Source organism: Wolbachia endosymbiont (group A) of Sicus ferrugineus (assembly GCF_947251515.1).
Classification (GTDB): Bacteria; Pseudomonadota; Alphaproteobacteria; order Rickettsiales; family Anaplasmataceae; genus Wolbachia.
Map to the genome: position 1 here is coordinate 749,001 of NZ_OX366370.1, position 13,933 is coordinate 762,933.

General features: G+C 34.4%; 14 protein-coding genes and 1 pseudogene. 6 read left to right on the plus strand and 9 right to left on the minus strand.

The window, feature by feature from the left end; all coding sequences use genetic code 11:
* Nucleotides 1–9 precede the first annotated feature (9 nt).
* The 4 genes and pseudogenes from OPR24_RS03870 (at nt 10) to OPR24_RS03885 (ending at nt 2,175) form a co-directional block, all read left to right on the plus strand.
* Nucleotides 10–1,021 (plus strand): annotated as a pseudogene (locus OPR24_RS03870) (IS630 family transposase).
* Nucleotides 1,018–1,215: a hypothetical protein gene (locus tag OPR24_RS03875; protein WP_265032707.1), complete on the plus strand. Its 198-nt coding sequence runs from the start codon at nt 1,018–1,020 to the stop codon at nt 1,213–1,215. The pseudogene OPR24_RS03870 and the gene OPR24_RS03875 overlap by 4 nt, the downstream one beginning before the upstream one ends.
* A 46-nt stretch (nt 1,216–1,261) precedes the next feature.
* On the plus strand, nt 1,262–1,705 hold the full coding sequence (locus OPR24_RS03880; protein WP_265032709.1) for a hypothetical protein: 444 nt from the start codon (nt 1,262–1,264) through the stop codon (nt 1,703–1,705).
* A gap of 101 nt (nt 1,706–1,806) precedes the next feature.
* On the plus strand, nt 1,807–2,175 hold the full coding sequence (locus OPR24_RS03885) for a hypothetical protein (RefSeq protein ID WP_265032711.1): 369 nt from the start codon (nt 1,807–1,809) through the stop codon (nt 2,173–2,175).
* 74 nt (nt 2,176–2,249) lie between these two features.
* On the opposite strand, the gene ccmE is transcribed toward OPR24_RS03885, so the two are convergent.
* The 9 genes from ccmE to OPR24_RS03925 are packed head-to-tail and all read right to left on the minus strand — an operon-like array spanning nt 2,250 to nt 10,269.
* Nucleotides 2,250–2,642, minus strand: a complete 393-nt coding sequence (ccmE, locus tag OPR24_RS03890) for a cytochrome c maturation protein CcmE (RefSeq protein WP_265032713.1) — start codon at nt 2,640–2,642, stop codon at nt 2,250–2,252.
* Nucleotides 2,626–2,763: a CcmD-like small membrane protein gene (locus tag OPR24_RS06625; RefSeq protein ID WP_458694312.1), complete on the minus strand. Its 138-nt coding sequence runs from the start codon at nt 2,761–2,763 to the stop codon at nt 2,626–2,628. The genes ccmE and OPR24_RS06625 overlap by 17 nt, the downstream gene beginning before the upstream one ends.
* Nucleotides 2,760–3,638, minus strand: a complete 879-nt coding sequence (locus OPR24_RS03895; RefSeq protein ID WP_265032715.1) for a biotin--[acetyl-CoA-carboxylase] ligase — start codon at nt 3,636–3,638, stop codon at nt 2,760–2,762. The genes OPR24_RS06625 and OPR24_RS03895 overlap by 4 nt, the downstream gene beginning before the upstream one ends.
* A 26-nt stretch (nt 3,639–3,664) precedes the next feature.
* On the minus strand, nt 3,665–4,651 hold the full coding sequence (locus tag OPR24_RS03900) for a hypothetical protein (protein ID WP_265032717.1): 987 nt from the start codon (nt 4,649–4,651) through the stop codon (nt 3,665–3,667).
* A 48-nt stretch (nt 4,652–4,699) separates the two neighbouring features.
* On the minus strand, nt 4,700–6,088 hold the full coding sequence (locus OPR24_RS03905; RefSeq protein WP_265032719.1) for an NADH-quinone oxidoreductase subunit N: 1,389 nt from the start codon (nt 6,086–6,088) through the stop codon (nt 4,700–4,702).
* Nucleotides 6,085–7,527, minus strand: coding sequence for a complex I subunit 4 family protein (locus tag OPR24_RS03910; protein WP_265032720.1), 1,443 nt, complete (start codon nt 7,525–7,527; stop codon nt 6,085–6,087). The genes OPR24_RS03905 and OPR24_RS03910 overlap by 4 nt, the downstream gene beginning before the upstream one ends.
* Nucleotides 7,528–7,530: 3 nt before the next feature.
* A complete protein-coding gene (gene nuoL / locus OPR24_RS03915) occupies nt 7,531–9,378 on the minus strand; it encodes an NADH-quinone oxidoreductase subunit L (protein ID WP_265032722.1) in 1,848 nt (615 codons plus the stop codon).
* A 4-nt stretch (nt 9,379–9,382) separates the two neighbouring features.
* A complete protein-coding gene (gene nuoK / locus OPR24_RS03920; RefSeq protein WP_019236815.1) occupies nt 9,383–9,691 on the minus strand; it encodes an NADH-quinone oxidoreductase subunit NuoK in 309 nt (102 codons plus the stop codon).
* On the minus strand, nt 9,682–10,269 hold the full coding sequence (locus tag OPR24_RS03925; RefSeq protein WP_265032723.1) for an NADH-quinone oxidoreductase subunit J: 588 nt from the start codon (nt 10,267–10,269) through the stop codon (nt 9,682–9,684). Before OPR24_RS03925 ends, nuoK begins: the two co-directional genes overlap by 10 nt.
* A gap of 382 nt (nt 10,270–10,651) precedes the next feature.
* On the opposite strand from OPR24_RS03925, the gene OPR24_RS03930 reads away from it, so the two are divergent.
* Both OPR24_RS03930 and OPR24_RS03935 read left to right on the plus strand, forming a co-directional pair.
* On the plus strand, nt 10,652–12,565 hold the full coding sequence (locus tag OPR24_RS03930; protein WP_265032724.1) for an ATP-dependent helicase: 1,914 nt from the start codon (nt 10,652–10,654) through the stop codon (nt 12,563–12,565).
* A gap of 402 nt (nt 12,566–12,967) precedes the next feature.
* Complete coding sequence (locus tag OPR24_RS03935) at nt 12,968–13,933, plus strand: Rpn family recombination-promoting nuclease/putative transposase (RefSeq protein WP_265032726.1); 966 nt, start codon at nt 12,968–12,970, stop codon at nt 13,931–13,933.

Here is a 13,933-nt window from a genome sequence, read left to right on the forward strand (position 1 = left end):
GAGGTATAAATGGCATTAAGATCAAAATTATTGGATGAAAAAGTAGTAGAATCAGCAAAAGAAATGCTGAAGAAAGTAAGGAACAATGCATATGTTTCAAAAAAACTAAATGCTGTAATTGCGGCAAAAAAGCATAGTATAACGGCTGTAGCAAAAATATATTGAATTTCAAGAAGCGCACTAACTTCGTGGATAAAACTCTTGAAATTTGGCAGAGAAGAAAAACTGTTTGCTCCTCCATCACGCCGTAGAAAAACTAAATTAAATCAGGCTCAACTACGGTAAATTGAAGAGTGGATAGAAGAAAATCCTAATATTACCATTAAAGAAATGAGAATAAGAATCCAGGAAAAGTTCGGATTAAATATCAGCAAATCTACAGTACACCGCCATATGCAAAAGATGAAATTTTCATATATTACACCAAGACCAGTACACAACGTACAAGATAAAAGTAAACAAGAGGAATTCAAAAAAAAATCTCAATGAAGTTATTGGCAAGTATCCAGAAAAAGAGCTATTTTTCTTTGATGAATCAAGGTTTGGCACACATTCGAAAGTTGGGCATGGATGGTTTAAAAAAGGCACTAGGACTCGGGTTAAAATAAAATTAGGTAGGCATAATTTTTATCTCTACAGTGCAGTTAATCCTAAAAATGGAGAGAGTTTTAGCTTATTTGCACTAAATGTTAACACTGATTGCATGAATGTATTTCTTGAGCAAATGTCGCAATATCTAGGGACAAGAGAAGCTGTTCTTGTTATGGACTGTGCTAGTTGGCATAAGTCAAAAAATTTAAAGGTAGCTAAAAATATTGAGATTATATACCTACCTCCATATTCACCTGAACTCAATCCTGTTGAGAGGCTTTGGTTATACATAAAACAGAACATTTTGCGCAATAAAATATACGATACAATTGCTCTGCTTTAGGGTGCTTTGTGCAAATTTATTACTTCTCTTGCCAGCTCCACAATTAAACAACTCTGCAATTTCTCCTATTTGACTGATCAACAATGAGAATTGGTATCAGCAATCAAGATCAGTCTAAAGCTATTATTGATGCATTAAAAGGGAAACTTGACGAGCAGAGTAAACAGAACGAGGAAATGATTGAGATGCTCAAGCAAATCAAGGACGATATGCCAGACATTGGACAGGCTCCAGACTTTACAACAGTAGACATTAATAATGACTCACTGTTATTTGTATAGTAGTGATTTATAAAGATAAGTAGTTTTTTTATAGGAGGTAACTATTATGAATAAAAATATAAAATTATATTCTAGTGAAGAAGTTGAATCAAATAATACATTACAACTTCCGAAGCCGGAGTTTGATAAACCAAGCTTTGAAAAGCCAGTAATAAAGAAGATTGTCAGTGGTAAAACAAAGAAAGAATTTGATATAACTAAAGATATGACACAAGAAGAGATTGATGAGATGCCACAAATTACATTGACCATAAAGCACCTTAAAAATTTTTATGATGGCTTGATAAACAGCATTAATAAGTATAACGAAAATATGGATAGTGCAATTCAAAGTGGTATAATAAAACAATTATCATCAACCATAGATAGTATAGGCAGCAAGACAAGTAGTATAGACAGTGAACTTGAAGATCTTAGGAATTCGATTCCAGATATTGGAGAAGCTCCTCCATTACTCCATATTACTGGTGAAGAGAACGGATTGCTTTAATAAAAAAGGTAATAGCCTGATATCAGGCTGTTGCTTTCTTTCACATACCATTTCAAGGTAACTAGTTAGTTTCAAAATTCTAATTTTTTATAGGAGTTAGCATGAATAATAGTAAACAAGAAAGCAAAAACGAACTTAAAGTAATAAGCAAAATAGAAGTTAACACCAAACCTAAAGGTTATGATGAAACAGTTGCGCGAAATCCAGCGCAGCTTGGTTATGTCCACAAAGCTTTAGATAAATTAATCGCAGAGCTGAACACGAAATTCGTTCCTGAATTGGATGATGTATTGCATAACAATAGCAACTCTATCAGTCAATTAAATGACATGCTAACAGAAGAAAGGAGTAAGCTTGACGAGCTAATAAAAGATCTCAGTGATTTAAAACAAGCTTTAGACGATATTGCTCCTCCACCAGCAGCTCCTCCATTATTCCATGTTACTGGCGAAGAGAACGGATTGCTTTAATAAAAAAGGTAACAGCTTGCTAGCAGGCTGTTACTCTCTCTACATATCGTTTCAATACAGCTGAATTAGGGAATCTATTTTAAAACTTTCGGCATATAGTTCTCATCATGTTTTGCAAACACTGTATCTGCAAGAAAAGTACTATTATCAAACATTTTACCTTGCACAACAACACCACTTTTTTCTGAAAACATTGGTGGAAGTATTCCCTGATATTTCACCATAACGCTCTTATTAAAATCTGTCATTTGAAAAATCACTTCACTTTCGTTGCGTATCACGCTATTTTCAACGACCATTCCACCAACACGGATTGGCTTTTGATTATTTGGTAAAACTATTGCCTCACTTACTGTATAGAAAAATGAGATATTTTCTTTGAGCGTCGTTAAAATAAAAAAGACTATGCAGCTTAAAAAGCAGAAAATTCCTGAAGTTATAAGTAATCGCTTATGTTTCTTCTTCATTATTATCTTTCAGGCTTTCTAGAATTTTTTTACTTTTAGTATAGCAAAAAATGGTAAAAATCAGTTCTCCGGTAATCAACGTAAAACTAATAAGGTAAGCAAAAATTACATATGTATTCATAATGCATTATCAATAAATAACTCACCTGCATCAAAATAAATTAAGCTTCCATCCTTTTGCTGCAACACCAATTTACCACTTTTATCTATATCAGCAAAAATTCCTTCATACAATTTGTCAGCTAACTTTACACTGATTTGCTCATTCATTTTGAATGCTTTTTTTAACCACATTTTTCTTATAGCATAAAACCCATCAAATAGCCATTGCTTTCTTAGCTTATTAAAATTTATTATTAATTCCTTTAACAGATCCATGTTAGACACAGATTCACCGTAATTGCTAATGCACGTTGTTCCTGGAAGTGGTGCATGATTGACATTAAGTCCAATTCCTATAATGAGCCAATTCGAATTGGACTTTCTTTCAAGCAATATTCCACTGATTTTTTTACTATCAACTAGGACATCATTTGGCCATTTATATTGAATGTTACTATCATTCATAAATGACAGTAAAGTATTTCCTACAGCAAGAGCAGTCACAAAAGTCAATTCTGTTAATTTACTGATGTCTTTAACTTGACTCGTTAAGCCTACTGTTATCCCAGTACCATCCGATGTCATCCCAGTGCTTGACACTGGGATCCATGCTTCTTGATTCCTAGATTCCAGCGTCACGCGCTGGAATGACACCGAAAACTGATTTTCACTTAGATAATCGTTAAAGAGGTTTACTATCAAACTTGCATAGAAATTACCTTCTGGAGAAACCCAACTTTTTCCAGTACGCCCTCTACCTTCTGTTTGTTTATCGGCAATAATAATAGTTTCATTAGATATCCCTCTCTCAATTAAATCCAACGCTTTTTCGTTAGTGCTTGAAACTTCTTTGTAATGATGAATATGAAAGCCCTCAAATGTTTCAGGGATCATTTTCTTAATTGTATCAAAAAACTCTCTTATCCAGAAAAACTGTTGCCACGGCTAGCAGAACTTGATAATATAGGTGATTGCATACTGCTATATGGAGCCCTATTTCCATTTACGTCATAGGGCATTTCTTCAGGACCACTTTCCACACCTTCAATTATTGAGGTTAAAGATGGTGCATATTGGTAAGCTAGTGATGGTGTAATTGAATCATCACAATTAGTACCCCAAGAATTACAATTATCAGTCATTACAGAATTATATTCCGTCTGAAGTTCTTGTGCACCAAATCCTTCTTCCGCATTTTGTTGTTCAACCGTGATAGTTTTTGTTAGGTTAAACAATGATTGAGATCGGCTTAAATTGCTTGGATATGGTGGTATGATTTGACTAACAGGAAGCGATTGATACCCCTGATTTTCCTCGTCAATAGAATTAGATGGCAAATTAATTAATGGAATTAAGGCACACATCATCATTTTTTTATCTTGATCTTGCCCAACTTTTACACCACTTATAAATGCAGGAACCGCAATTCTTAATTTATCCGCAAGTGGTATTCTGGTTTGTGGCTCATGATTTTGAACACAATTGCTATCATCTTCCAAACTGTTACACGTGTCCATAACGTTTTCAGATTGCTGTATCTCTATCCCTTCTGTTAAATTATTATCTGATTGCTGTTGAGCAGTACTAATCGACTCATCTTTTTCTTCTTGTACTAAACTTTTTCCTTCATCCTTACTTTCACTTCTTGATTTTTCATTAGCCTCATTAGATTTACCTTTAGCATCCTTACTGCGTATGGCGGAAACAGTAAATACTGCTAATGTAATTACCGAAGCTAATGCAGCAACTACAGAAATGGCAAAAATTACCAGAGGAGCTGTAGAAATTACAATACCAAATTTAATTGCTAAAGCAACATAAGGAAAATATAAAACAGCTACAGTGCTCGATCCTCCTAGCAAGAGAGCGGCAATTGAAAATTTCAAAACAGTTTTTCTTTTACTCATTTTTCACCACAAAATATTAATTAATCACTAATTATAAACACTAAATTGTTAATTTGTCAATGAACTAATCAATGAGTAAAGATCTTCTGCGTATAAGAAAAGAACGAGGTTGATCAGTGAAGCCACTGAAGTGATAATGAATAGACCCTTAGAATAAGCAACCTTATTACCACTAGCTTTATCAAAATACATAACTTTCATGATATTTAAATAATAGTAGCATGATATCACACTCGCTATTACAAGGATCAAAGACAGGCTGATAAAGCCAGAATTTATTAAACTTTTGAATATAAAAAATTTAGCGATAAAACCTGCAAGTGGAGGTATTCCCGACATCGAGAGTAATAGTATAGAAAGATGGAATGCTAAAATTGGTTGCTTTTTTCCTATACCAGATAAATTTGCAATATCACAATCGTCATCGTCAATTTGTACGAGATATGAGAATAGCCCTATGCTTGTGATTATATATACCACCAGATACATTAAGGCACTATCTGTTCCTGCTTGTGTAAAAATAGAAAGTGAAGCAAATATAAAACCAATGTGACCAATTGAACTGTAAGCAAGCAGCCTTTTTAAGTTTTGCTGACGCAAGGCCCCAAAAGCTGAGATAAGCACAGACAATGCTGAAACGTATAAGAAAATAGGCTGAACATAACTTTTTACATTTACTAACTCTTCATTCATCAATCGAATTAAAAATGTTACAAGTGCAGCTTTTGGGGCCGTAGAAAAAAACGCAGTTACTATGGTAGGTGCACCTTGATAGACATCTGGAGCCCACATATGAAAAGGAGCAATAGCAAGCTTGAAACACAAACCAATAAGGATAAAAACTAACCCAAAAACTATTCCATAAGTTATCTGATGGTTTTGCAAGAATGAACCGAGCTCAGAGAAATTGACTTGTCCTGTATATCCATAAAGCAGCGACATTCCATATAGCATAATGCAGGAAGATAGTGCACTAAGTGTAAAATATTTCACTCCTGCTTCACATGAATAAGCTGAATCTTTATTAAAGCTCGCAAGAACATACAAAGATACACTCATCAACTCAAAAGCTAAATAAAAAGAAATCAGACTATTTGCTGAAACCAAAGTTATCATGCCAAATAGCGCAAAAAGAATCAGTATTGAAAATTCATATTTATAGTCATATTTTGATAAATTCAGCATCAAAAGTATTAAAATTCCTGTGCTGAGAATTAACCCTTGGGCTGACCTGATGTATAAATTGAGTTTTAACAACGAATTAAAGAGAAAAATTTCATTGTTTTCTGCCGAAATAATTAAAATAATCAAAGTTACCACTGTGCAGCCAAGTGCTAATAAGTTGATAGTTCGGCGGTTAAATATAATTCCAAGCAGTAGCAACACTAACGAGGAGATAATAGAGAACGTTTCCGGCAATATCTGTATATAATTCATAGCGCATTATATTTGACTAACAAATTTGCCATACATGGCTTCAAATAATTCAGTGCAAGGGTTGGGTAGAATCCAAGCAAAATAATAAACACTGCAAGCAGAATTAAGACAGAAAATTCTATGCTATCCAAGCGATTATTTAATAATTTAGAATAGCTAACCCCCCATATTATTTGCTTACATAAATTCAGCATATAAACTGCGCTTAAAATGGTGCCAAGTGCGATAAATCCTGTAAAAAACCCTATGCTCTTAAACATTCCAACCATAGCCAAAAACTCACCTATGAATCCAGATGTTCCAGGTAGCCCTATTGAAGCCATTGAAAATAAAATGAACATAAAACCAAATTTTGGCATTGTGTTTACTATGCCAAAGTACTTTGCAATCTCCAAAGTTCCAGTTCGAGTATATAGCATTCCAACACACAAAAATAAAGCAGCAGAAATAAGGCCATGACTAATCATTTGAAATATGCTACCCAGTACTCCTTCCTCACAAAATGAAAAGAGGCCAGCGGTAACGATCCCCATATGTGCTATTGAAGAATAAGCTATTAACTTCTTTATATCATCTTGAGCAAACGCAACTAGAGAAGCATATATCACCGCAATAATGCTCAGCACAACAACGAAATTTGAAAAATACAAACTTGCCTGAGGAAGCATTGGAATAGAAAACCTTAAAAATCCATACCCCCCCATTTTAATAAGCAAGCCAGCTAAAATCACAGATCCAGAAGTTGGTGATTGCACATGCGCATCAGGAAGCCAGGTGTGAAATGGAAACATAGGTACTTTTATTGCAAAAGAAATAAAAAATGCAATCCACAGCAATGACTGCACTTCAAGATCAAGGCTTGGCACTAATGTAGCTAATTTTTGTATACTAAACGTTCCAAAAACACTATAGATGTATACCAACCCAAGTAGAAATAATAATGAGCCAGTTAATGTATAAAGAAATAACTTAAACGTCGCATATATCCTTTGCTTCCCTCCCCAAATGCCAATAATAAAGAACATTGGTATTAAGACAGCTTCAAAAAACACATAAAAGCTTATAGCATTCAGTGAAACGAAAAAACCGACTACAAAACTCTCAAGCAGTAGAAATAATGCCATATATGGCTTGAGGGTCGTATAACTCATTTTGCAATTATAGAGCATACAAATAACAAACAAGAAGGTCGTAAGTAGAAGGAAAAGCAACGATATTCCATCCACCCCTATTCCAATATCTCTCACTGGATAGCTGACAAACTGAAAGTCCGCATTGTTATAATCAAATTCTATACAAGCTACAATGCTAAGCAAGAATGGAAGTACAGCAAAAAATAGGGCAAGGAATCTTAGGTGTATAGATTGATGATTAATCCTGATCGAGGATAAAATCAACGCTCCTATCAGTGGAAGCAAGAATATACTAAGTAACAACACCTTCTATTTAATTCCAATAATATATAAAGCACCGATTATTAAAGTAACAAACATAATAAATGCATAATCAAATATATAACCAGTTTGTAACTTTATAGAACTTTTTGAACATTCATTAACCAACCTTACAACACCATTTGGTCCAAATGAATCAATAGCCTTAACATCAAACTTCCATAGAAGCCTAGATATAAACCTTATCGGTGCAATTATAACAAACTCATACACCTCATCAAAGTACCATTTATTCTGCAAAAACTTAAGTAAAAATTTACTCTTAATTTGCCTAATTACTTGATATTGGTAAATTAGGTACGCAAGTGCTATTCCACTTAGGCTTGCCAAGGTTGGTAGTAATTTTATAAAGAAATTATGAACTCCATGCTCATCAATCACCATTAAACTTGATTTCCAAAACGCATTACTAGTTATGTTCAAAATATTTGCTCCCCACACTCCAGAAAATACCGATCCAAAAGCAAGTATCAGTAATGGTATAAGCATAATCTTCGGTGCTTCATGTATATTAATTTTACTTTGTTTTTGGCTATGGAACACAAGAAGCAATAACCTCCAAGAGTAAAACGCTGTGAAGAATGCAACAACTAAGCTTATTACAAAAGCAAAGCTATCCGTGCTATAAGCATGTTCAATTATCAAATCCTTTGAGTAAAAACCTGCAAATGGAAATATTCCAGAAAGCGCAAGAGACCCAATCCACATGAGAGTGTAAGTGCAAGGGATTTTCTTCCAGCAATTTCCCATTTTCTGAATGTTTTGCTCATGATGCATTGCATGAATTACATTGCCAGCACCAAGAAATAGTAGAGCTTTAAAAAAAGCGTGTGTCATTAAATGAAAAATAGCAACATTGTAAGCAGAAAGCCCACATGCCATGAACATATAACCAAGTTGGCTGCAGGTTGAATAAGCAATTATTTTTTTTATATCGTTCTGAGTAATCGCAACCGTAGCTGCAAAAAAAGCAGTAAGTGCCCCAACAATAACTATTAATTCTCGTGCCACATTTGATAGCTCAAACAATGGAGAACATTTTGCTACTAAAAATATACCTGCCGTTACCATCGTTGCTGCGTGAATGAGTGCAGAAACAGGGGTTGGCCCTTCCATTGCATCTGGCAACCAAACATGTAAACCAAGCTGTGCAGATTTACCCATACAGCCAATAAAAAGTAATATGCATATTATATGAATTATTTTAAATTCACAGCAGAATGCCCTAATGTTCTGTGCGCCAAGAAGATCATCTGTGTCAAAAACTTCAGTAAATTTCAAAGAGTGAAATGTATAATAAATGAGAAAGATCCCAATCAATAGTGCAAAGTCTCCTACCCTATTCACAACAAATGCTTTAATTGCTGCATTATTTGCAGAATATTTTTGGAACCAAAATCCTATGAGTAAATAAGAACATAGGCCAACCCCTTCCCAGCCAAAAAAAAGCTGCACGAAATTATCGCTTACAACCAGCACAATCATGCAAAACGTAAATAGCGATAGGTAAGAAAAAAACCTCGACTTCCCTTTGTCATGCTCCATATAACCGATAGAATAGAGGTGGACTACTAGTGAAACGGTGGTAATAACAATAAGCATTAAGGATGAGAGAGCATCCACACTAATTGCCCAATTTACTTTTAATACACTTAATGAAAATAGAGGAAATAAACTCAAGTGATAATTTTCAGAGAAGGTGAGAAAAACATACCAAGATAAAACTGCAGATATTCCAATCCCTGCCGTTGTAACTAACTGACTTTTTCTAAAAAGTGCTGCAAATAGCGAACCAAAGAGTGGCAAAAATACTATTAATTTCAGTATATCCATCATACTTTCATTCTTTCATTAAGTTCGCTTGTTCAACATCTATATTGCCACGGCTTCTATAATATACAACCAATATTGCAAGCCCAACTCCTGACTCTGCTGCCGCAACAGTCAACACAAACATCACAAAAATTTGCCCAACTATATCGTTCATAAAGGCAGAAAAAGCAACTAGATTGATATTAATTGCCAGCAATAATATTTCTATTGATAACAGTATATTGATTATGCTCTTACGGTTAATGAAAATACCGCACACCCCAATAGTGAACAAAATAGCAGCAACTATCAAAAAATGATTTAATCCTATTTCCATTCTACTCCTTTTCCAAATTTAGCCTTAATCAATTTTACAGATGAAGATTGTGTCAATTGCTTTAATACATTCTGTTTTTTAACTCCTTTTTTCTTGTCCTGCAAAGTAAGAGCAATTGCACCGACAATTGCAACAAGCAGCAGAATACCAGAAAGATGAAAAGCGTACATGTAGTCAGTGTAGAGCAAATTACCAATAGCTTTCACGTTATTGGCATTATAGTTTATAACATTACTTATATTCAGCGTTGAGCTGCGGATTACAAAACTGATAATCAGAAAAAACACAACACATAATATAGCACCAGGAGTGAAATGCTTCGCAAAACCCTGGCGCAACCTTATGTAGTCAATATCGAGCATCATAACTACAAAGAGGAACAACACTGCAACCGCACCGATGTATACTATCAGCACCATCATAGCGATGAATTCAGCTCCAAGGAGAATAAAAAGAACTGCAGAATTAACGAAGGTGAAAATTAAAAATAATACTGCATGCACAGGATTTCTTACACTAATCACACAAACAGCAGATAAAATGCTAAGAATTGCAAAAAAATAAAAGAAAAAAGGCATTGATACTTTAACTGCAACAATAATTACTAATTTAAAGTGACTATTGTTGTAAAGTCAATATTATATTAAACATTTAAAACACTGTACTACAAAGCCATTTTAAATTATTATAAAGCTGAAGAAATAGAAATGAAGGCGTACATATGCCATTCCAAACTCCACCTATTCACCCAACAAGCAGAAATTCTGGTGCCAATACCTCAAATCAAGTTGTTGCTATTCGACATACACCTGAAACTACTAAAACAAAATAGATGTAAAACCTTACATTTAAATATGTAGTACTTGAGTGAAGCATTCTTTAACTGTTCTATTCAATAAAACCTTTACAATATTTCGATCATAGGTTTAACTTTACGAAGTTATAATCTATAGAGCTGCAATGAACGATTATCTCTCACTGCTAAATCCAGAACAACAATCAGCTGTAACTAACATAGATGGACCAGTTTTGATACTGGCAGGAGCCGGAACCGGAAAAACAAGAACGATCACTTCAAGAATAGCGCACATAATTAGGAACGGTCACGCTTATTCTGATGAAATATTAGCAGTGACATTCACAAACAAAGCAGCAAATGAGATGGTATCAAGGGTACTTGAGCTAACAGGCACAAACATACCATGGCTTGGCACTTTCCATGCAATTGCAGCAAAAATTCTACGTTATCATGCTGAAGTCGTGGGGCTAAATTCCAATTTTACAATTATTGGTGTGGATGACCAATTACAGGTAATAAAAAACATCATGAATGAAATCAGCCCTGATTACCTATCAGAAAAATGTAAGACCATTATGAATATTATTCAGCAATGGAAAGAGAAGTGCTTATTGCCATCTGAAGTGGAAGATATTCAATCATTTAGGCCAGTGTACGTAACTGCACTCAAAGTCTATCACCAGTATCAGGAAAGGTTAAAATTCCTTAACTCTGTCGATTTTGGTGACTTATTGCTACACAACATACAACTCTTTAATCAAAAGACCGAAGTTCTGTCCTACTACCAAAACAAGTTTAAATATGTCATGGTAGATGAATATCAAGATACAAATGCGATACAATATCTTTGGCTAAAATACCTTGCAAAAAAGCACTCAAATATTTGCTGTGTGGGAGATGACGATCAGTCAATATACAGTTGGCGTGGTGCAGAAGTTGAAAACATTTTAAAATTTTCTGATGATTTTAAAAATGCAAAAACTGTCAAACTAGAGTGTAACTATAGATCAACATCTCACATACTTGCAACTGCGTCATATGTTATCAATCACAATAAAACTCGGCTAGAAAAAAAATTGTGGACAACAAACATTGAAGGGGAAAAGGTAAATCTAATAAAATTATGGGACGGAAAAGCTGAAGCAAGGTTCATAAGCGAACAGATATTAAAGCTCAATAAATACAGATTTAGTGACATTGCAGTGCTGGTAAGGGCCACTTTTCAAACTAGAGTTCTCGAAGAGTATTTTATAAAATATTCAATTCCCTACAAGATTATAAGTGGCGTAAAATTCTACGAACGTCAGGAAGTCAGGGATATAATTGCACATTTAAGACTTGTTACAAACAATAACGATGACTTAGCTTTCGAAAGGATAGTAAACCGGCCAAAAAGAAGTATAGGAGCTACAACTCTAAAGAAAATATACACGACTGCTCAGGATAACAAAATTTCTTTTTTTGAGGCAGCAAAAATATTAGTTAATAGTAATCAAGTAACCGAAAGAATTAAACTCTCACTAAATGATTTTTTAAATAAAATTAAAGCTTGGGAAGAAATAGTAAGCGTAAAACCACTGCATGAATTCGTTAAAATCGTAGCAAACCAATCAGGGTATATTGAAATGCTTGAAAATGAGGAGGTAACAGGCTTAGCACGAATAGAAAATGTCAAGGAGCTCATCTCATCTTTAAAAAATTTCGATAATGCCACAACTTTCTTGGAGCATATAAGTCTAGTGATGGAAGTGGATAATATGAATAACGATGACACCGTATATGTTATGACTCTTCATGCAGCCAAAGGACTTGAATTCCCGTGCGTGTTTCTACCTGGTTGGGAAGAGGGATTATTTCCTCATCAAAGATCTTTTGAAGATAAAAGTGGTAAAGCTTTAGAAGAAGAAAGGAGACTTGCATATGTTGGCATAACCAGGGCAAAGGAAAGGTTAATCATTTCATGTGCAGATAGGAGGGAAATTAACAACCAGTGGCAACCGATGCGCACTTCTCGGTTCATTAAAGAATTGCCAAGAGAAAATGTTGAGGTAATCAAGAGTAACGCCTACTGTTGAAGCTATAACTGCAGATAAACATATCTTACAAATCTGAATTACTTCAACTATGTGTGTAACCAGACTGCATTCTGTGATTTTTAGCAAAGCACGGTCTTTCATTTGAGCTTTCTTCAATTTAAAATAAATACAGAAAATTGCTGCCTATAGCTAAACTGACTTAGATTTACCGACAATTTGAAAAACCGTTATTCCGCTACTTGTTAGCGGATGAGATACCGCGGCGGTATGACGGTTCGCGGCGGTATGACGATAACCTCGTCATACCGCTACTTGTTAGCGGGATCTATGCTAAGAGATACCGCGGCAGCATGACGTGTTAGCTATAGCTATCTTCAAAAATATGGTTGAATAATTGTTAATAATAGTGTATAGTTATTAATATTTTCAAGCATTTTTGCCATGGCTCTTTCAAAATTTCTCGATCCTCGCAATGATTTGTGTTTCAAAAAAATCTTTGGAACGGAAAAAAATAAGAATATCCTGATCCACTTTTTGAACGATATTTTAGGGTTTACTGAGATAAATGCAATACAAGAAGTTGAGTTTCTTAGCACTATTATGGATCCTGAGATTGCTTCTGATAAACAGAGTATTGTTGATGTCCTCTGTAAGGATTCTCACGGAAATAGATATATAGCAGAAATGCAGCTCGCTAGAGACAAGGGCTTTGAAAAACGCGCTCAATTATATGCCGCTAAAGCCTACTCAAGACAATTAGATAAATCTGGCAACTACATTGATTTAAAGAAAGTCTTCTTTATTGCTATATCAAATTGTAACTTACTTCCTGAAGAAGTTGATTATATCTCTACTCATAATATACGTGATATAAAAACCAACGGACATTACTTAAAAGATTTTCAATTTATCTTTATAGAATTGCCCAAATTTTCAAAAAGTAAAGTAGAGCAGTTAGAAAGTATAGTAGAAAGGTGGTGTTTCTTTTTTAAATACGCAGAAGAAACAACAGAAGAGGACTTAAAAGAGATAGCAGAAAAAGCGCCAATAATAAAGCTAGCATATGATGAATTAGACAAGTTTCGTTGGAACGAAAAAGATTTAGTAGCTTACGAAGAAAGAATAATGGATCTACGGAAAGAAGAAGCCATTCTTGAATACAGACTTGATCTTGCTGAAGAGAAAGGTATACAAAAAGGTATAGAGAAAGGAAAAATTGAAGGAAAAATTGAAGGGAAAATTGAAGGGAAAATTGAAGGGAAAATTGAAGGGAAAATTGAAGGGAAAATTGAAGGGAAAATTGAAGTCGCAAAAGCAATGCTGGCTAATAATGTTGATGTCAACACTATTGTCAAGTTTACAGGCCTTTCTATTAGTGAGATTGAAGAATTAAGTGGAAATCTGTGA